Raw genomic sequence first — 19,870 nt, 5'->3', positions numbered from 1 at the left:
TATTTAAAATGGAAGATACATTTAGCAATTTAGCAACATATGGATACATTGGACTTTTTCTTTACTCGCTAGGCGGTGGTTTTATAGCCCTTATCGGAGCAGGAGTTTTGTCATTTATGGGTAAAATGGATTTAAGCTTATCCATTTTTATAGCATTTACAGCAAATGCGCTCGGAGATTTTTTACTTTTTTACATGGCAAGATACCAAAAAACAATGATGATGGATGGTTTGCGCAAACATAGAAGAAAACTAGCTCTAGCACATATTATGATGAAAAAAAACGGCTCATGGATAATCTTAATTCAAAAATTTGTCTATGGCATAAAAACACTTATACCGATTGCCATCGGCTTAACAAAATATGACTTTAAAAAATTTGCAATTTTAAATATATTGAGCGCTGCAGCATGGGCTTTAATATTTGGTATTGGAAGTTACTATTCAGGAGGTTTTTTAGTAAAGATGGCAGAGTTAGTCGGAGACAAACCTTGGATAGCGCCTCTTATACTCGTGGTTCTTGGTGGGTCTTTATGGTTGTACATGACACATGCCACAAAACGAAGGAACTGAGTTTCTTCAGAAAGCGTAAGAATTAGCTTCTTTAGAAAGCGTAAGAATTAGCTTCTTTAGAAAACGAAGGAACTGAGTTTCTTTAGAAAGAAAAAAGTTAAATAAAATTCAAAAGTGAACCTCTTCACTTTTGAATCAATGACTAATTTTCTATTTTAGGTCCTGCAGTAGAATAATCAAACTCGCTATCTTCAGTCTGATACTTTTTAAAATTTTCAATAAACATTTTAGCTAAAGTATCTCTTGTTGTATCAAATTCATCTTTATTTTTCCACGCATTGCGAGGATTTAATATCTCTGGATTTATATCACCTAGAGTTGTAGGAACATGAAGTCTAAATGTTTTTGTAGTGTCAAATTCACTGTTTTTAATGCTTCCGTCTAAAATTGCATTGATACACGCGCGAGTGTCTTTGATGCTCATTCTATGTCCCACGCCATACTTTCCACCAGTCCAGCCAGTGTTTACAAGATATACATTTACACCATGCTTATCAATCTTTTCACCTAAAAGCTTCGCATAAACCGTTGGATGAAGTGGTAAAAAAGCCTCTCCAAAACAAGCACTAAATGTTGCAACAGGCTCTGTAATACCGCGCTCAGTTCCTGCAACTTTTGCAGTATATCCGCTTAAGAAGTAGTACATTGCTTGTTCACGAGTAAGTTTTGAGACCGGAGGAAGAACGCCAAAAGCGTCAGCAGTTAAAAAAATTATATTTTCCGGATGCCCGGCACATAAAGAAGATTCATGATTTGGAATATGTTCTATCGGGTAAGAGACGCGGGTATTTTCAGTTTTACTTGAATCTTCATAATCTACTTCACCCTCCTCATCCATTACGATATTTTCAAGAAGCGCACCGGGTTTTATAGCATTATAAATTTCAGGCTCACTTTTTCCATCAAGGTTAATAACCTTGGCGTAACATCCGCCTTCAAAATTGAACACACCGTCATTATCCCAACCATGCTCATCATCACCGATAAGTCTTCTATGCGGATCGGTAGAGAGAGTAGTTTTCCCTGTTCCGCTAAGACCGAAGAAAAGTGCAGTATCGCCACGCTCTCCAACATTTGCAGAACAGTGCATAGAGAGTTTGCCTTCAAGCGGCAGCCAATAATTCATCATTGAAAAAATTCCTTTTTTCAACTCACCGCCATACCATGTACCACCAATAATTGCCATATTATTTTCAATGTCAAAAAGTACAAACACTTCAGAGTTCAATCCATGCTCTTTCCATCTTTCATTAACAGCCTTGCAAGCGCTTAATACTGTAAACTGCGGTTTAAAACTCTCCAACTCAGTTTCAGTGGGACGAATAAACATATTTTTAACAAAATGAGACTGCCATGCTATTTCAGTTATAAAACGGATTGATTTTTTAGAAGCTTCACTTGCACCGCTATACACATCGGTTACATACAAATCTTTACCTGAGAGCTGCTCTCTTGAAAGTTCCAAAAGTTCATTAAAAATCTCTTCGCTTATTTTTTGGTTAACATCGCCCCATGCTATGTATTGATTTGATGGGTAACGATCTACAAAATATTTGTCTTTTGGGCTACGACCGGTAAAGATACCCGTATCAACGGCACTTGCACCTTTTTTTGTAAAAGTACACTCTTTATTTTCCATCTCATGGTGAATTAATTCATCATAACTAAGGTTATGATAAACTTTACCAACATTTTTTAAACCTATCTCTTCTAACTCTTTTAAGTTCATAACTTACCTTATGCTACTTTTTAATTATGAATGAAATTATACACTTAATAAACATAAATTAAAAGTAAATATACTATATCAATAAAATTTTTAAATAACTTTTCGAAGAACTTAAAATAGAAAATTTACTTTAAGTATTTTTTGGTAAAATTTCGCTCTTGCTCGCATAACTCAGTTGGTAGAGTGTTACCTCGACAAGGTAAAAGTCACTGGTTCGAGTCCAGTTGTGAGCACCATCACTTACTACTTCCAACCACTTATTTTAACTATTTTCAATCTTTTAGTTTTTTTTGTAATAAACACCAATTTAAAATGAAAAAATATCTAAGAATTTTTATAATATGTAAAAGAGTTTGATGAGCAGGTATGCTCATCTTGTAGTTTTATTTTAATAGCTGAGAATTTTTGTATCTTTTTCAAGAATTGTGTCTGCTACTTTTGCCGGTTGTGCTACAGAAACACCATCAATCAAATCTGCTTTTGTTTTACCTGCGTTTGGAAGATATGGAGGACATATTTCAACCTTTGCTCCACCTTTCATCATCTTTTTCATTAACATCTGCGCAGACACATCTTTAGGTTTGAGTAAAATCTCTTTCGAACCTTTGACAGCTAAATCGCCTGCTTTTCCACATAGCAATATTTCTACATCTGCACCTTTTGCTTGCACTTGATTTCCTAAAACCATTGCCATAAACTGTGTAAGACTATCTTCTGTTGTTATTACCAAAAGAAGTTTCTCTGCACTCTGTGACGCAGCTGCACTCAGCGGACTTAACAGAATCGCTGCTAACGCGATTTTCATTAATACTTTTTTCATTGATTTTTCCTTTAAATATAGATATTTTACGAAAATTGTATACTAAAGAACTTATAATTATATTAATAATTTCTTATAGATTAAATATTAATGTACTCTACTAATATAACTCAAATTTTACATATTTTTAAAAATTATTAATCCCATTTGCACACACATAACCGCTGCTAAATGCCCACTGAAAATTGTATCCTCCAAGCTCACCCGTCACATCAACTACTTCACCTATAAAATAGAGATTTTTTACATCTAATGATTCTAAGGTATATGGATTTAGCTCATCTGTCAAAACTCCGCCTCTGCAAACTTCCGCTTTGGAAAAACCGAAGTTTCCTGCCGGGGCAAACTCATAACTGTGTATCTGTTTTAATTTCTCTTTTATATCAGCTGTAACTCTTTTACACTCTACATCTTCTATATCCAGTGCTTCTAAAAGTGCTTTTGAGAGTCTTTTTGGCAATGGGATTACAGAGCTAAGCTGTTTTTTGCTTCCTTTGATAAGCTCTAAAATATTGGACTCTGGCAAAAAATCTATCGTTATACTCCCTTTTTGCCAATAAAGAGATGCTGATAAAACAGCAGGTCCGCTTATGCCTTTGTGTGCAAACAAAAGCTCATCTTTTATACTCTTCTCTGCGATCTTTATATTTACCTCACAGCTAAGCCCGCTAAGTTCTTTCATCCAAAACTGCTCTTTTTGAACAGTCAGGCCGACAAGTGCGGGAGTAAACTCCTTTACTTTTATGCCAAAACTCTTTGCAATCTCAAGACCGATATCGCTGGCTCCTAGACTTTTATAGCTTTTGCCGCCGGTTGCAACAACTACCTTTTTAGCTCTTAAAAGCTCTTTGAGTGTTTGTATCTCAAAAATATCACCCTCTTTTTTCACCCATAAAATATCACTGTTTAAAAAGATATCCGCATGATTCGTTGCTTTTTTAAAAATTTTAATAATCTCATCTGAAGACTCTTTACAAAAATAGTAGCGTTTTTTGCGAATTACAGGTTCAACACCACTTAAATGCAGATAATTGAGCAGATCCTCTTTTGAGAAGCTCTCAAATACATTAAATATAAACTCTTTGTCCCCGTCATAATTGTCTCTGCTTAGCTGCACATTTGTGATATTGCATTTTCCGCCCCCGGATATTTTTAATTTTTGGGCTATTTTACTATTGCTATCCACAATACCGACACTAAGTTTTTTATCCAGATGTGAAGCGCACATAAGTCCGCTTGCACCAGCTCCAAGTATTAATACATCATATATTTTCATAATAAAATTATACTTTATGGCACCTTTAGATATAATGCAAAAAAATAAATTTATTGAAAAAAAGTAGAATTAATGGGCAATAAACTTCATATAGTATCTTTAGGATGCACAAAAAATCTTGTCGACACAGAAGTAATGATAGGGAAACTTCAAAATTTTATCCTAACAGACAAACAAGAAGAAGCGGATGTAATTATCGTCAATACATGCGGCTTTATAGATGCTGCAAAAGAGGAGTCAATAAATACTGTTTTAAATCTTCATGAAAGCAGAAAAGAGGACTCTGTTTTGGTTATGGCAGGCTGTTTGAGTGAGAGATACAAAGAGGAGCTTGCAAAAGAGATGCCTGAGGTTGATATCTTTACCGGAGTAGGCGACTATGACAAAATCGATGAACTTTTACAGGAAAAAAAGAGCCGTTTTTCAGATGAAGTATTTTTAATAGACGGTGCCGAGCGTGTGGTGACAGGTTCATCATACCACGCCTACATCAAACTCTCAGAAGGGTGCAACCAAACATGCAGCTTCTGCGCCATTCCTTCATTCAAAGGAAAGTTACACTCAAGAAATTTAGATTCTATTGCTAAAGAGGTTGAGGGTTTAGTGGCAAAAGGTTACTGGGATTTCTCCTTTGTATCGCAAGACTCCAGTTCGTTTTTGCGGGATCAAAATGTAAAAGACGGGCTTAGTCTGCTTATCGATAGAATTGAGCTTATTGAGGGAGTAAAGAGTGCAAGAATTCTTTATCTCTACCCCTCAACAACAACGCTGACACTCTTGAAAAACATTGCTAAGAGCAAAATATTTCACAACTATTTTGATATGCCTATTCAGCATATAAACGACACCATGCTTAAAATAATGAAACGAGGTTTTGGCAAAAAACAGACGCTTGAGCTGCTTGAATACATGAAATCGCTTCCTGATTCATTTTTGCGCACAAGCTTTATTGTAGGACACCCTAAGGAAACAGAGGAGATGTTTGATGAGATGTGTGAGTTTGCCGCTAGCTTCGGCTTTGACCGCATAAATGTCTTTGCATATTCTGATGAAGAGACAACATCATCACATGAGATGAGCGAAAAAATTCCGGCAAAAATTATCAACAAAAGAGCACAAAAACTCGGTAAAATAGCCTCTGAATCTTTAGAAAAATCTTTAAAAAACGAGATTGGAAAAGAGACTCTTGTTGTTATTGATGCTCAAAGCGAAGAACATGAGTATCTGCTTAGTGCAAGAAAACTTATCTGGGCGCCTGAGATTGACGGTGAGATTTATGTAAACGACAAAACCGGTGATGAAGAGCTGGAATTTGGCAAAATTTACAAAGCAACAATCACTGACAAAGTTGGAAGTATCTTAACAGCGACTGTGAACAATGCTTGAAAAAAGAACACTATCTCAACTAAAAGATAAAAAAAATCTCCTTGCCTTTTCCGGCGGAGCAGACTCCACTGCTCTTTTTTTTCTTCTTTTAAAAGAGCATATTCCTTTTGATATTGCCATTGTTGACTACGGCAAAAGAGAGCAGAGCAAAGATGAAGTTGCATATGCAAAAGAGTTGGCAAAAACGCATCATCTTATATGCCATACTTTTACTGCTCCAAAAATCAAGCAAAACTTTGAAGCCAAAGCACGCGAAATACGATACAACTTTTTTGAAGATCTTATCAAAAAACACAACTACGACAATCTTCTTACCGCGCATCACCTCGGAGACAGGTTTGAGTGGATGCTTATGCAGTTTTGCAAAGGTGCGGGATGTGCGGAGATAGCGGGAATGCAAAAAGAGCAAAGAAGAGATTTTTACACACTTGTGCGCCCTTTACTGCATCTTGACAAAAAAGAACTGCTGGCTTATCTTCATGCAAATAACAAAATCTATTTTGAAGATGCAAGCAACTTTGATGAAGAGATAAAAAGAAATGAGTTTAGACATAACTACTCTCTTCCTCTTTTGGAAAAGTACCTCAGCGGAATCAAAAAAAGTTTTGATTATATAGATGAAGACAGAGCTGAACTGATTGAAGAGGTAGAGCTAAAAAGCATAAATGAGTTTGCTTACTTTAAAAGTTCTAAAAACCAAAGAGCTGATATTTTTATAATCGATAAATACCTAAAATCACAACTTTATATGTTAAGCGCAAACGAGAGAGAGCTACTAAAAAACCAAAAAACTTTGGTAGTGGGAAGAAAATTTGTTGTCAACCAAGATAATAATTTTATATTTATCGCTCCTTATATTACAAATGAATCACGCATGAACAGCGAATTTAAAGAGAAATGCAGAGCTTTGAAGATAGAACCAAAACTTCGCCCATATCTCTACAAAGACAAAGAAGCTTTTCTTATAGTTACAAATCTTTTAAATTTAAATTCTTAAATCTTGTTTATAACTTAAAATTAACACAAAATTAACACTTGTTTATTATACTTCCATTGCAATAAAATAAAATTTTTCTTAAATGGAGTAAATAGATGAAAAAAAGGGTATATCTTTCAGCAATCTGTGCGCTTGCTATCAATGCCAGCGCATTAGATATAGGAACGATTCAGGTTGAATCTTCTACTATTGAGGACAAGTTTGCCACAAAAAAAACAGAGGTTTCCACTACAACTACCATCAGCGGTGAAGAGGTTGATGAAGCGCATGCAGAGAGCGTGCAGCAGCTTTTACAATCAATTCCGGGTGTAACAACAGAGTATACTTCAGGTGATTCGCTAAAAATTCACCTAAGAGGTGTAGAGAATCAAATGTATATGGGTGAAAAACCTGGTGTTGCCGTTGTTATCGATGGTGTTCCGGTATTTGAGAGAACAGGAAAGGTAAATATAGACCTTGATAATGTAGAGAGTATCAAAGTTATCAAAGGCGGTGCTTCTTATCTATTTGGAGATGATGCACTCTCTGGTGCCGTTATTATCACAACAAAAAAAGGTGCAAAATACAACAATAATTATGGAGCGGTTGAATTTGGAAGCTATGGTTATAGAAAATATTTAGCAAGAAGCGGCTATGCAAATGATAACTTGAGTTTTCATATTCAGGCAAGTCAAAAAAAATCTGACGGCTTCTGGGAAGATTCTGAATATGATTCAAAATATCTAAATGGTAAACTGCAATACTATATCGATGATACATCCGATCTCTCTTTTGGATTTGAGTATGCAGACAGAGTTAAAGACACACACGGAACAGTAGGCGGCGAAACAGCAGCAAGAACAAATCCAGAATCTATCTATGATGGAGATCAGGATAACAGAGACTATACAAGAGATTATGATGTTGAACTCTTAAAACTCTTTCTTACCTACTCTAAAGACTTCAGCAACAACTCAAACCTGCTTGTAAACGGATATGTTTATACAGATGATACTTCATATATATCAGCGCCTCAAACAAAAGATGGAAGCGGAGCTTCAGATCCTTCTCTTGATGATGAGGATTATACTTATGATAATGATTATGCACAGATACAAAGAGGTATAAAGAGTGAATACAGAAGTTCGTTTGATACATTTGCTACTCTCTTAGGTCTTGATTTGAGATTTAACGAGTATGAAAATAAATCTACTTACAGAGTCAATCAAGCTTTAATAAGATACTACCCATCTTACTCTGTAACTCCTGATTACTACTTAGCAGGCGATGCAAAGAGTGATGATACAACGGATGAAAATGTATACGCTATTTATGGTGAGTACAAACAGGAGATCACAAAAGATTTAAGTGCGACTGCAAACCTTCGTTATGATTTAATTAAACTAGACTACGAAGATTATAAAGATAACAATTTTAAAGAGGATTTCAAAGTCTACTCATATAGACTGGGAATGAACTATAAGATAAACGACAACTTCAATGTTTATGCAAACTACTCCACAGGCTTTAGAGCACCAACGGTTAGTCAGCTTTACGCCGGAGATGTTAGTGCATGGGGAAGTACCCAAAATAATCCAGACCTGGATCCTGAAAAATCATATAACTATGAAATTGGACTTAGAGCTATGGCAAAAGGGATCACTTATGAAGCGGCACTATTTTGGATTGACAGAGAAGATTTTATTATGAAAACATCTGGTAACTATGGAGATACAGATACTACAGATATGTGGGATAATGTCGGTGGTGCTAGACATAGAGGTTTAGAACTCTCTGCAACAGGGAAAATGGTTGATGAGCTGTCATTTAATCTTGCATATACTTATCTTGATGCATACTATACAGACTATGACAATTTCGGTATTGATTTAGACGGTAGTTCTTATACATCTGTTGTTACATTTTTTGATGCAACTGACAACCAAATCCCTAGAACTCCAAGACATCAATTAAATCTTATCTTAGACTATATGCCGATAAATGAGCTAAAACTAACAACAGAAGTAAATGCAAAGTCTGACTATTATGCGGATGATTTAAACCAAATCAAAATACCTGGGCACGCTACAGTAAACCTGCTTGCAAGCTATACAAACAAAATAGGTGATTATCAATACAACCTTTTTGCAAGAGTAGATAATGTTTTTGATAAATTTTATTACAACACGGCAAGATCAAGCGGTGACAGAAATGAAGACGGTGTGTTTGATGCGGAAGATTTATCAATTACGGTAAATCAAGGCAGAGTATATACAGCAGGATTATCTGTAAAATTTTAAAAGTAGAAAGTAGGCAAATATATGAACATAGAACTAATTAAAGATGCTGTTGATTATGGCATTATCGGGCTTCTTGGAGTGATGAGTTTTATCGCTTTTTGGTTTTGGATTGAGAGGCTTCTCTTTTACAAAGGGATAGATGTAAGCAATTTTGAAACAAAAGAGGAGCTTGAAATTGCTCTTACAAACAATATCAACATCATCTCAACATTTGGTTCAAATGCTCCATACATTGGTCTTCTTGGTACCGTATTTGGGATAATTATCACTTTTTATGCGATGGGGCAAAGCAACGATTTGGATGTCAAGATAATTATGACATCTTTGGCGCTTGCCCTTAAAGCTACGGCGATGGGTCTTTTGGTAGCTATTCCTGCTACGGTGTTTTATAACCATTTGGCTAGAAAAATCGAAGTTGTTTTAGCTCTTTGGGATATTCATCAAAAGAAAAAACATGCAAATTAAAAAATTTGACTCAATAAATGTAGTGCCTTTTATAGACATTATGCTTGTTCTTCTTGTAATAGTTCTAACCACTGCTACTTTTGTTGCGAAGGGAGTTATTCCTGTTGATCTTCCGGAGTCAAAAGTAGCAGCAAAACAGGATGATAAAAAAAACTTAACTATTACAATTAAGCAAGACGGTAAAATACTCTTTGACAAAACGGTTGTTCTCTTGGATGATGTTGAACATAAATTATGTAACTACAAAGACGATACGCCTATTCATATAAATTGCGACAAAAATGCAAAGTTCGATCATTTTGTAATTCTTTTAGACACTTTAAAACAAAAAAACTTTAAGAACCTCGGAATAGTTACAGAAAAAGATTAACCGCAAAAGAGACTATCTATGGAATATGCAGCTTTATTTTCGATCTTTATCATAGGTCTTTCTTACGGAGCAACCGCATGCATGTTTTCATGTATGCCGTTTTTAACGCCTCTGCTTGTTAGTAATTCAAGCGGTACAAAGCAGGCAATGGGAATTATCCTGCCATTTAGTCTAGGCAGGATATTTAGTTATACGCTTATAGCTGTTGTTGCATATCTAAGTTCTGCTTGGGTAAAACAGCTGCTTAACGACAACTCTTTATTTGGATTTATTTTAGGCTTTAGCACTATCGGGATGGGAACATTTTTACTATACAAAAGCTTCAAACCTCCCTCTTCATGCGGACATACAACACCGCTAATAAAGAAACCTAAATTGAACAAATTTGGTTTTTTTGCTATCGGTGCAACGATGTCGGTAAATCCATGTGCCCCGATAATGGCACTTTTGGCAGTTGCGGCAAACAGCAGCAATATTTACAACACGATAGGATTGGGACTCTTTTTCGGACTTGGAGCCGTTTTGTTCTCGATTTTATTTTACGGATTTATAGTATCAAAAGTTATTAAGGGATTTATGATTCAATTCTCCTCTTACAGACTTTTAATAGAACGAGCGGCGGCACTTTTACTTATGATAGTAGGAGTGCTTGTGCTAAATGGTGTTTTAATACTTTGATAGAAAAAGGAAAAAAATGGTAAATTTTATAAAACGCGATAAAGATGATATTTATGCAAAGCCTGTGCTTGGTTTTTTATTTAAAAATCAAAAGTTTTTATTATCGTTAAAGATAGCTGTTTCGGTGCTGTTTGTATATGCTCTTTACTTTGGATTTGCACATACAGGCAAAGATAACACATTTACTACCGCTGTTTTTTGGGGAATTTTCTGGTCTTTGTTTATGGTTCTGACTCTTCCGACATTCGGACGAATCTTTTGCGGTATCTGCCCTCACGGATTTATGGGAAAATACATCACAAAATATGGACTTAAAAAAACCATGCCAAAATGGATGCAAAACAGATTTATAGGTGTGCTGCTGCTTGTGTTTGGCTGGTGGGGCATTTACTATATGTTTCCGGGTCTCTTTAGAACTCCTCAAGGCACTGCAATTTTATTTACGGTGATGACGCTTATCGCTTTTGTAATCTACTTTTTATACAAAGATATGAGCTACTGTAAATATGTCTGCCCTATCGGAACACTCACAAGAGCTTATGCAAAACTCTCATTTACATGGCTTGGAACCTACAAAAGTGCATGTAATGAATGCAGAACTTTTGAGTGTGCGACGGCATGTCCCTACAACCTAAAACCATTTACATTTGACAACAGAAACTCTATGACGGACTGTACACTCTGCATGGATTGCAGCAGTGCATGTGAGGCTGTGAGTTTTAAATTTAAAAAACCGTCATTTTCTCTTTTTTCAAAACTCCAACCACTTAAAGCCGAAGTTTGGGCATATATACTTATCCTCGCTTCCATATCCATCAGCATGTCGTTTCATCACGGCATAGGAAGAAGCAATGCTGCGGATATAATGATATGGTCAAAAACGGCTGAGTTTTTTAAAAATTATATAGATTTTGGTTCTATTGATACTATCGGATTATTTGCATTTGTTTATGCTCTTATTTTTACTATTTCAGCTGCGATTATAGGCATGTTTATAGCATCAAAAATTCTTAAAAAAGATTTTAACGCTACATTTTATGATTTGGGATACTCCTACGCGCCTCTCTTTATACTCGGCTCCATTGCCCATTCTCTTGAAGTGTTTTTTACAAAAGGATATGAACATATCACAGAAGGATTTGCTTATGGATTTGGATTTTCGTTAGATGTTGCACCATTGGCAAGCAGAGGAGATAGCTGGCTGCATATATTTGGTCTGCTAAAATGGGTTGCTGTTATCTGGGCATTTATAATTCTATACAAAAGAGTAAAACTTTTAAATGTACCAAAACTAAGAAAAATAGCCGCTTTTCCTTTTGCCGCCTCTTTAATCATCTTTTTTATCGGCGTCAATATGTACACGGGCTATATCTTTAAAACTTACGGCAAAGCATCAAGCGGACATGCAAATCATTCAAGTGCACAAAAACGCTTTCAGGGCACTGCTGAAAATTTAAAATCCTCAGATACTACCGCTTTAAAAAAGCCTGATATCAAAGATACTCTCTACTTTTCACAAACCAATCCCGCCATAAAGAAAAAAACTTACGGCGGGGGGCATTACAGCAGAATTCCTGTAAAAAAGGTGTGGCCTGTTTTTAAAGACGCAAAAGGCAAAGAAAACTGTTTGGGAACTATAGATGCAGAGCTTTATCTGCTTGATGCAAATCTCAATACAACAAAAATTGCACACTCTAAAGAACCGGGATGCAAATCCATAAGCTTTAAAATGCCCGATAATGGATACTACAATCTTTTTTATATAGACAAAAAAGTTCAGGATGATACGCTATTTGTAAAAACTGCAAAATATGAGATTATGAGATTTAACCATAGCAACGACGCCGTTTATGACAAAGAGAAGATGGCTGCACACTCTATAAAAGAAGCTTCTTTTGATATTGTAAGGCTTAGAGATGATGATGAAACCTTTTATCACAATCTCTACTCTGGTGAAAATATAAGAGTTCAGGTTTTGCTTGACGGTAAAGCTGTTGAAGGTGCAGATATAGCACTAAGCACAAAAACAGGGTGGCTAAAGAGTCTTAAAACAGACAAAGATGGAGTCGCATCTTTTATGCTTATAAATGATTATTTTCCCAAGTGGAGCGAATTTGACAAGAGACATAAAAATGAATTTTTGTTAACCGCTTCTTATACAAAAAATGTAAGTGAAAATGAAGGGAGTAAAGATTACAAGAAGATAAGATATACTGCAACATATCCCTCTTTCTACTATCCAAACAGCAGTCAGTACAGCTCTTACTCATACGGTCTGGCGGCAGCAATTATAGCCATGATAGCTTCAGGATTTGCTATTTTTTGGTATAGATCTACAAGAGAGAAACCATTTAAAGAGGTACGCTTTAATGAAGAAAATTAGAGAGTTTATCAATAAGGCAGATATTAGAAAATTTCGTTTTTGGCTGCAGCTATTCTTTTTTATCATCTTTATATACGGTGGCTATTTTGCTATAAATCTTGGAAACAGCATTCCTGTATTTTCATGCGGATATGACAAAGAAGTAGGCGGAATGTGCTATTTTCTGCCGCTTCAGCATCAGCTTGCCCGTCCTTTAGATGTGCTCTTTAGTGTGGCAAGCATTTCGGTTTTGATTGGTTTTGTAACCTTTTTACTCTGGTTTATCGTCTTTAACAAGGCATGGTGCGGCTATGCATGTCCTCTTGGGACTATGCAGGACTGGATTACCGCTTTGAGAAAAAAGATGGGTATTAGATACAGTACATATACGCAACCTCAATTTGACAAACTAAAAAAAATAAAGTATTTTATGCTCGCTTTGGTGATTTTAGCACCGATGGGTGTTGGCATGGGTCTTCTTGGGGGCGAGTGGAGAACCGCCTTTTGTGAAATTTGCCCGGGCAGAATGATTACGCCGCTTTTTGTGGGAGATTTTTCTCAATGGAGTTTGGACTTTTCAACAAAATCAGCAATGATTTTAACCTCTTTGGGTCTAATCATTACAGGTCTGTTTTTTATCGGCTCATTTTTTAAAAAAAGATTTTTCTGTTTTTTCTGTCCTATGAGTGCAATGCACTATATATTTAGCGATGCCGCGCTTTTAAAACTGAAAAAAGATGGTGAAAAATGTACAAAATGCGGTGACTGCTACAATGTCTGTGATATGCAGATAAAAGATATAGCCGATGATGTCACAAGCACAAATATACTCAGAGATGACTGCATCCTTTGCATGAAGTGTGTAGCTGCATGTCCAGAGGATGACGCCCTTCATGTTGATATTTTAAATATGAAACTATTTACATCCACAAAAGGCGGTTTTGCAAAAAGAATGGAGATGGATAAGTTGGAGAAAAAAGATGACTAAACATACGATTGAAACGCCAAAAGAGAGACAAAACCGCCATAAAGCGATGGAAGCTGCAATACTGCTAGAGAAAATAAAACATGATTTTAAAGAGCCGCCAAAGGCAATGGATTATTTTTATGACCTCTATGAGAGAGTACATTGCAAACATGAGCCTCTTCACAGCGATAAAGCCAAAGTAGGAACCATGTGTATTCAGGTTCCTTCTGAGATAATCCATGCGCTTGACGCCGTTCCGCTAAGGCTTTGCAACGGTTTTTACACGGATGATGAGATAGGAAGCGACCTGCTACCGTCTAAATCATGTCCTTTGGTAAAAGCTACAGTCGGACAGTTCGCATCAGATAACTTCTCAGACAAGCCAGATATCGTTATCTCTCCTACTACATGTGATCAAAAAGCAAAATCAGGCGCGATTATAGAGAACATGGGATTTGAAGTTTATGATATGGAGTTTCCAAGAACTAAAGAGAGCCATGAGAGCAGAGAGTACTGGCGACGAAGTGTAAGAAAGTTTACAAAAGATCTTTCAGAAAATCTCAACACAAAACTCTCAAAACAAAAACTAAAGGATGCCATTAAAAAAGTGGGATATGCTCAACATCTATACCATAAACTAAATATACTAAGAAAAAATGCAACCTCCCCTATTTTGGGCAAAGATATGTTTTTAGTGACAAACGCTTTTTTCTTTGACAAGATAGATAACTGGATAGAAGCGGTGGAAGATCTTGCAAATGAGTGTGAGCGAAGAGTCAAAGATGAAATAGCCGTAGCTTCAAAAAGAAGTCCTCGCATAGTCTATACGGGTTCGCCTCCGATATTTCCAAACCTTAAAATCCCTCTTTTGATAGAGCTATCCGATGCTATTATAGTTGCGGATGAAACTTGCTCGTCAAACAGAATGTTCAATGATATGGTAAGTGTGGATGAGTGGTTTATGTACGATATGGTTGACTCAATTGCAGATAAATATCTCAAAGGGTGCACCTGCCCGATTTTTACCAAAAATGATGACAGGAAAAGAAGAATCTTAGACCTTGTGAGAGATTATAAAGCAGACGGTGTAGTTTATCAAGCATTTGCGGGATGTCAGGTATATGAGATGGAGCAGAGATCCGTTTTAGAAGCAATGGAGAAAGCCGGGGTGCCTATACTTTACCTTGAGAGCGACTACTCTCCAAGTCAATTAGGGCAGTTAACAACTAGAATTGAAGCGTTTGTAGAATCACTTAAAAATAGAAAAAGGAGACAATAGTGCACTATTTTGCTGGAATCGACATAGGCTCAACAGCGATTAAAATTGCGATTGTGGATGAGAATAAAAAACTTGCAGGACACAAAATAAGCGCAAGCGGAAGTATGTTTTACAAATATGCGAAACAAGCACTTAAAGAGCTGCTAAACGAGCTTGGAATTGATGAAAAAGATCTGGTATATACCGTTGCAACCGGTTATGGAAGAAAACTCTTTAAAGAGGCTGATGAAAACATAAGCGAAATTACTGCAAATGCAATGGGTGCAATGGCAGCAGCAGAGGGAAAGTGCGATATCAAAACCATTATAAACATAGGCGGTCAGGATTCCAAAGCTATCTCTTTGGATGACCAAGGCAATGTGGTAAATTTTGCAATGAATGACAGATGTGCGGCAGGAACTGGAAAATTTCTGGATGTTGTAGCTATGAATCTAGAGATAGAAGTTGATGAACTCGGAGAATATCATTTCAGATCAAAAGGCACGCCGCTATCAATCAACAACACATGTGCAGTCTTTGCAGAATCAGAGATAATAGGACTCTTGGGCAACAACAACAGCGTTGAAGATATTGTTGCAGGTGTTCACTACTCCATCGCAAAAAGAATTATAAAACTTGTTAAAAGAGTCGGCATAAAAGAGGGAATCTACTTTGACGGCGGTCCTGCACTAAATAGCGGTTTGGTAAGTGCAATTGAAAATGAGTTGGGCAAAGAGATATTTATCCCTGAATTTCCGCAGATAACCACCTCCTTGGGTGCTGCAATACTGGCACATGAATCTTATGGATATGAAAATAAATAAAGCGTAATTAAAATAAAGGAAGAAGCGTAATAAATGTTTGAAAGAATAATAAAGTTTTTTATTGAGAACTATAAAGTAAATTACATGCTCTTTTTTTTAATTTTTGCAGTGGGTATCTACTCCTATACAAAGATACCAAAAGAGATATCACCCACAATCGAACCTGATTCCATAACAATTAGAGGCTCCTATCAAGGCGCTTCTGTTGACACCTTAAATACAATGGCCGTTCAGGAGATTGAAGATGAGGTTAAAAACATCATTGGTGTCGATGCTGTTTCATCGGTAATAACGCCGGGGAAATTCAGCATAATTCTCGAACTTGACAAAAGAGCGGATAAAGCAACTGTTACGCGTGATGCCGAAGATGCACTCTCACTTATAAAAGAAAATCTTCCCAGTGATATGGATGAACCGGTCATAAGAGGTGTTGCACATTCAAGAAGTATAATGCATGTATCTATACTCTCTTCAAATGTTCCCAGAGATGAGCTAAAGGAGTTATCCAAAAAGTTTAAAACCAAACTGCTCTCCATTAAAGATGTATCGGATGTAACTATATTTGGAGATTCTGAGCTTTTTTACGAAGTTTTGATTGATGAAAAAAAGGTTAATGCCTACAATCTTTCAGTAAATGAAATTTTACGCCTCTTCTCAGAGGTCTCATACATATTTCCCCTTGGAAAGATAGACAATCCTAAAAAGCAATATTATATATCGACACAAAGTGATAAAAGATTCTCTAGGGAACTTGAAAATACAATACTCAATATAAACAATCAGCAAATTGTATTAAAAGATATAGCAACTATAAAGAAGAGATATGAAGATGCTTCCACGCTTGCAAGCATGGATGGAAAAAATTCAATCACACTTGCTATATCACAAAATCCAAAAGGCGATGCCATTACCATAGCAGAGGATATAAATAATCTTCTATCTAAAATGAAAGTCAAAGATGTTGAGTTTAGTGTAAGGATGGACTCTTCAACCATCATAAAAGACAGACTCAATATTGTTATATCAAATATTTTATTCGGCGTTCTTCTTATTACACTATTAACAGCTGTTTTAATCAATATCCGCATGGCTCTTGTGATTGCGCTAGGAATTCCCACCTCTTTTGTTATGGGTGCTATCTACTTTTATCTTACAGGTCACAGCATCAATATAAATTCACTTATAGGGGTTTTAATAGCCATAGGAATTATTGTCGATGATGCCATTGTAGTAAGTGAAAATATTCAGCAATATATTGAGAAGGGATACAAGGCAAAAGAGGCAGCCTTTTTAGGAGTAAAAGAGGTTGCAAAACCGGTAGTCATAGCCTCTTTAACTACTATATTTTCTTTTATACCTCTTTTAATGATAAGCGGAAAACTTGGGGAAATAGTGCAGCTTATACCAATTGCCTTTAGCGCACTTGTAATTGCATCTTTGCTAGAATCGTTTATTTTTTTGCCCATCCATGCTACACATGTTCTAAGTCCAAACTCAAAAACACTTTCATGGAAAAAAGTCAATCTGCTTTATCAAAAAGCTTTGACTTTTCTTGTCCAATATCAAAAAAGTTTTTTATTGATTTTTCTTATCATTGTACCTCTTCTTATTTTTTACGGTGTAAAAAAATCAAAATTTCAAATGTTTCAACCTTTTGACAATTCATCCATAAATATTACATTTAAAGCAGACCCTGCAACAACGCTTGAAGATTCTTTAAATATTGTACAAACTTTAGAAAAAGATATCTTAAAAAATGAAGATAGATTTTTTGTAAAACATGTAAGCTCTACCGCGGGATACAGAAGAAGCGCTACCGGCACTACCGAAATATATCCGTATGTCGGCTATATAAGTTTAGAGCTGCATAAAATGAAACCTGAAAATTTTGTAGATAAATACATCACACCTTATCTTAGTTTTTATTATGATCCTAAAGAAAGAATCAGAAATATCTCTTCACAGAAAATCTCAAAAGATTTAAGAGCCTGGCTGAAAGAACAGAACTATAAAGAGAGATTTCATTTAAATAATCTTATGGTCGTAGAGAACAAGATGGGAAATACAAAAGCAGATATTCGTATCGGGGTTGTAAGTGATGATTATCAAAAAGCTATAAAAGCCGTCAGAACCATTGAAGACAGTTTTAGCAAGATTGAAGGTATAGAATATTTTGGTGACAATATCAAAGTCGGAACTGATGAGATTAAACTCAAACTCAACAGCTACGGTGAAGAACTCGGAATTACTGAAAAACTTCTGGGTAACTATATCTCAAAGCTCTATCTATCTCTCAAAATTGCCACAATCTATGATGGAAAAGAGCTGCTAGATGTAAAAGTAAAATCACTTAATTTTGAGGATGATTTAGAGAGTTTTAAAAGACTTGAAATACCTCTGCCAAACAATACATTTGTAAAACTTGAAGATATATGTGAATTTGAAAAAATAACCGCCTTAGAGATGTTAGTAAAAGATGACGGTCATACAAACTTTTATGTTTTTGCAAATGTTGATTCTTCTAAAATAACGGCAACTGAAGTATTGGAAAAAATAGAACCAACGATACAAAAGTTAAAAAAAGAGGGATTGATGTTAAAGTTTAAAGGCGAAGCAGAACAAAAAAAGAGCATGCAGTCTGAGATGATACTGGCATCAATAGTAGCTATGGTTCTAATATTTATCTCCATTTTATACCTTTTCAACTCCATAAGAGAGACGCTCATAGTAATGTCAGTGATTCCTTTTTCGCTTCTTGGAGTTTATATAGGTCACTTTATAATGGGTCTAAATATCTCCCTTCCCTCTTTAATCGGTGCGTTGGGGCTCGCAGGCGTCATTGTAAATGACGGTATCATAATGATGGCAACGATAAAAGTTGCAACACATAAAGATGATATTTTCACACTTGCAGCAAAAAGATTTAGACCAATCATACTTACCTCTATCACTACAATTATAGGGCTTTCATCATTAATGTTTTTTGCAACAGCGCAGGCTGTAACATTTCAACCCCTAGCTATTGCTATCGGTTTTGGACTTTTATGGGGAACGATACTAAATCTTTTTTATCTTCCTATACTCTACAATTTCTTATTAGGTTATAAAAAACATGCATAGATACTTTTCTTCATTTTTACTCAGCTCTGCCGTTTATATAACGGCTGCGATATTAATTATTTACTTTATCTCCGTCAATACATTTAGTGATAAAGATGTTAAAGTTATTGATATACAAAAAGTTAGTTTATCAACAGTTGCTACAAAAAGTAGCCCTAAGGTACAAGAAGAACCAAAGCCTGAACCGAAACCTGAACCAAAACCTGAACCAAAACCAAAACCTGAGCCAAAACCTGAACCAAAACCTGAACCGAAACCTGAACCGAAACCTGAACCAAAGCCTGAGCCAAAGCCTGAGCCAAAGCCTGAGCCAAAGCCTGAACCAAAGCCTGAACCAAAACCAGAGCCGAAACCAGAGCCGAAACCAGAGTCAGAGCCTGTTGAAAAATTTGTTCAAGAAGAGCCTGTTTCTAAAACGCAACAAATAAAAGAGAAAAAAAATATCTCAAATGCCAATAAAGTCGTAAAAAATGATATGACTAAAGCAAAAAGAGAGATGTTTATCGCCAATTTGATAAAACGGATTAATAGCAATAAATCATACCCTCGCTCAGCTAGAAGACGAGCCATAGAGGGAGTTGTTGCAATTGAATTTTTAATTCTAGAAGATGGAAATGTAAAAGATATAAATATTGTTTCTGGTAATACTATTTTTAAAAAGTCAGCCATTAAAGCAATAGAAAATAGTTTTCCTATTGAAATAGAAGAGTCACTATTTCATTTTCCAAAAAAATTTAAAATTAATATCTCTTATATCTTAAAGTAAA

The 19,870-nt window shown here is 35.8% G+C and carries 16 protein-coding genes and 1 tRNA gene; 14 read left to right on the top strand and 3 right to left on the bottom strand.

What is annotated here, in order from left to right:
• Window positions 1-8 precede the first annotated feature (8 nt).
• On the top strand, window positions 9-572 hold the full coding sequence (locus tag CVO_RS01715; protein ID WP_159569650.1) for a DedA family protein: 564 nt from the start codon (window positions 9-11) through the stop codon (window positions 570-572).
• Between the two features lie 142 nt (window positions 573-714).
• On the opposite strand, the gene pckA is transcribed toward CVO_RS01715, so the two are convergent.
• On the bottom strand, window positions 715-2,301 hold the full coding sequence (gene pckA, locus CVO_RS01710; RefSeq protein ID WP_152299893.1) for a phosphoenolpyruvate carboxykinase (ATP): 1,587 nt from the start codon (window positions 2,299-2,301) through the stop codon (window positions 715-717).
• 160 nt (window positions 2,302-2,461) lie between these two features.
• Between pckA and CVO_RS01705 the strand changes: the two genes are divergently transcribed.
• Window positions 2,462-2,537: transfer RNA gene (locus CVO_RS01705), tRNA-Val, on the top strand.
• A gap of 152 nt (window positions 2,538-2,689) precedes the next feature.
• Here the strand turns inward: CVO_RS01705 and CVO_RS01700 are convergent.
• Window positions 2,690-3,121, bottom strand: coding sequence for a DsrE family protein (locus tag CVO_RS01700; protein ID WP_152299894.1), 432 nt, complete (start codon window positions 3,119-3,121; stop codon window positions 2,690-2,692).
• A gap of 127 nt (window positions 3,122-3,248) precedes the next feature.
• A complete protein-coding gene (locus tag CVO_RS01695; protein WP_159569648.1) occupies window positions 3,249-4,397 on the bottom strand; it encodes a BaiN/RdsA family NAD(P)/FAD-dependent oxidoreductase in 1,149 nt (382 codons plus the stop codon).
• Window positions 4,398-4,469: 72 nt separating this feature from the next.
• Here CVO_RS01695 and rimO point away from each other — a divergent pair, with 72 nt between their 5' ends.
• The 12 genes from rimO to CVO_RS01635 all read left to right on the top strand — a co-directional run bounded on the left by rimO (window position 4,470) and on the right by CVO_RS01635 (window position 19,869).
• Entirely contained in the window at window positions 4,470-5,783 is a 1,314-nt protein-coding gene (rimO, locus tag CVO_RS01690; protein WP_159569646.1) for a 30S ribosomal protein S12 methylthiotransferase RimO, read from the top strand.
• Window positions 5,776-6,780 carry a tRNA lysidine(34) synthetase TilS gene (gene tilS, locus CVO_RS01685; protein WP_159569644.1) on the top strand — a complete coding sequence of 335 codons (1,005 nt, stop codon included), beginning with the start codon at window positions 5,776-5,778 and terminating at the stop codon, window positions 6,778-6,780. The genes rimO and tilS overlap by 8 nt, the downstream gene beginning before the upstream one ends.
• Window positions 6,781-6,875: 95 nt before the next feature.
• Complete coding sequence (locus CVO_RS01680) at window positions 6,876-9,059, top strand: TonB-dependent receptor (protein WP_159569642.1); 2,184 nt, start codon at window positions 6,876-6,878, stop codon at window positions 9,057-9,059.
• Window positions 9,060-9,080: 21 nt separating this feature from the next.
• Window positions 9,081-9,524, top strand: coding sequence for a TonB-system energizer ExbB (gene exbB, locus CVO_RS01675; RefSeq protein WP_159569641.1), 444 nt, complete (start codon window positions 9,081-9,083; stop codon window positions 9,522-9,524).
• A complete protein-coding gene (locus tag CVO_RS01670) occupies window positions 9,514-9,894 on the top strand; it encodes an ExbD/TolR family protein (protein ID WP_159569639.1) in 381 nt (126 codons plus the stop codon). The genes exbB and CVO_RS01670 overlap by 11 nt, the downstream gene beginning before the upstream one ends.
• A gap of 18 nt (window positions 9,895-9,912) precedes the next feature.
• Entirely contained in the window at window positions 9,913-10,572 is a 660-nt protein-coding gene (locus tag CVO_RS01665) for a sulfite exporter TauE/SafE family protein (protein WP_159569637.1), read from the top strand.
• 16 nt (window positions 10,573-10,588) lie between these two features.
• Complete coding sequence (locus CVO_RS01660) at window positions 10,589-12,955, top strand: 4Fe-4S binding protein (RefSeq protein WP_159569635.1); 2,367 nt, start codon at window positions 10,589-10,591, stop codon at window positions 12,953-12,955.
• A complete protein-coding gene (locus tag CVO_RS01655) occupies window positions 12,942-13,922 on the top strand; it encodes a 4Fe-4S binding protein (protein ID WP_152299903.1) in 981 nt (326 codons plus the stop codon). The genes CVO_RS01660 and CVO_RS01655 overlap by 14 nt, the downstream gene beginning before the upstream one ends.
• Window positions 13,915-15,180 carry a 2-hydroxyacyl-CoA dehydratase family protein gene (locus CVO_RS01650; RefSeq protein WP_152299904.1) on the top strand — a complete coding sequence of 422 codons (1,266 nt, stop codon included), beginning with the start codon at window positions 13,915-13,917 and terminating at the stop codon, window positions 15,178-15,180. The genes CVO_RS01655 and CVO_RS01650 overlap by 8 nt, the downstream gene beginning before the upstream one ends.
• The gene (locus CVO_RS01645; RefSeq protein WP_159569634.1) at window positions 15,180-15,983 is read left to right on the top strand and encodes an acyl-CoA dehydratase activase; all 804 of its coding nucleotides are present in this window, start codon (window positions 15,180-15,182) and stop codon (window positions 15,981-15,983) included. The genes CVO_RS01650 and CVO_RS01645 overlap by 1 nt, the downstream gene beginning before the upstream one ends.
• A gap of 33 nt (window positions 15,984-16,016) precedes the next feature.
• The gene (locus CVO_RS01640; protein WP_159569632.1) at window positions 16,017-19,103 is read left to right on the top strand and encodes an efflux RND transporter permease subunit; all 3,087 of its coding nucleotides are present in this window, start codon (window positions 16,017-16,019) and stop codon (window positions 19,101-19,103) included.
• On the top strand, window positions 19,096-19,869 hold the full coding sequence (locus tag CVO_RS01635) for an energy transducer TonB (protein WP_159569631.1): 774 nt from the start codon (window positions 19,096-19,098) through the stop codon (window positions 19,867-19,869). Before CVO_RS01640 ends, CVO_RS01635 begins: the two co-directional genes overlap by 8 nt.
• Window position 19,870: the final 1 nt, after the last annotated feature.

The organism is Sulfurimonas sp. CVO (assembly GCF_009883775.1).
Classification (GTDB): Bacteria; Campylobacterota; Campylobacteria; order Campylobacterales; family Sulfurimonadaceae; genus Sulfurimonas; species Sulfurimonas xiamenensis.
The sequence above is the reverse complement of the archived record's forward strand: the minus strand, read 5'-3'. Positions and strand labels throughout refer to the sequence as shown.

Excerpts from the sequence above, each read along its gene's own strand:
- CVO_RS01715 (WP_159569650.1), top strand. The coding sequence starts at position 9 with ATGGAAGATACATTTAGCAATTTAGCAACATATGGATACATTGGACTT.
- pckA (WP_152299893.1), bottom strand. The coding sequence starts at position 2,301 with ATGAACTTAAAAGAGTTAGAAGAGATAGGTTTAAAAAATGTTGGTAAA.
- CVO_RS01700 (WP_152299894.1), bottom strand. The coding sequence starts at position 3,121 with ATGAAAAAAGTATTAATGAAAATCGCGTTAGCAGCGATTCTGTTAAGT.
- CVO_RS01695 (WP_159569648.1), bottom strand. The coding sequence starts at position 4,397 with ATGAAAATATATGATGTATTAATACTTGGAGCTGGTGCAAGCGGACTT.
- rimO (WP_159569646.1), top strand. The coding sequence starts at position 4,470 with ATGGGCAATAAACTTCATATAGTATCTTTAGGATGCACAAAAAATCTT.
- tilS (WP_159569644.1), top strand. The coding sequence starts at position 5,776 with ATGCTTGAAAAAAGAACACTATCTCAACTAAAAGATAAAAAAAATCTC.
- CVO_RS01680 (WP_159569642.1), top strand. The coding sequence starts at position 6,876 with ATGAAAAAAAGGGTATATCTTTCAGCAATCTGTGCGCTTGCTATCAAT.
- exbB (WP_159569641.1), top strand. The coding sequence starts at position 9,081 with ATGAACATAGAACTAATTAAAGATGCTGTTGATTATGGCATTATCGGG.
- CVO_RS01670 (WP_159569639.1), top strand. The coding sequence starts at position 9,514 with ATGCAAATTAAAAAATTTGACTCAATAAATGTAGTGCCTTTTATAGAC.
- CVO_RS01665 (WP_159569637.1), top strand. The coding sequence starts at position 9,913 with ATGGAATATGCAGCTTTATTTTCGATCTTTATCATAGGTCTTTCTTAC.
- CVO_RS01660 (WP_159569635.1), top strand. The coding sequence starts at position 10,589 with ATGGTAAATTTTATAAAACGCGATAAAGATGATATTTATGCAAAGCCT.
- CVO_RS01655 (WP_152299903.1), top strand. The coding sequence starts at position 12,942 with ATGAAGAAAATTAGAGAGTTTATCAATAAGGCAGATATTAGAAAATTT.
- CVO_RS01650 (WP_152299904.1), top strand. The coding sequence starts at position 13,915 with ATGACTAAACATACGATTGAAACGCCAAAAGAGAGACAAAACCGCCAT.
- CVO_RS01640 (WP_159569632.1), top strand. The coding sequence starts at position 16,017 with ATGTTTGAAAGAATAATAAAGTTTTTTATTGAGAACTATAAAGTAAAT.
- CVO_RS01635 (WP_159569631.1), top strand. The coding sequence starts at position 19,096 with ATGCATAGATACTTTTCTTCATTTTTACTCAGCTCTGCCGTTTATATA.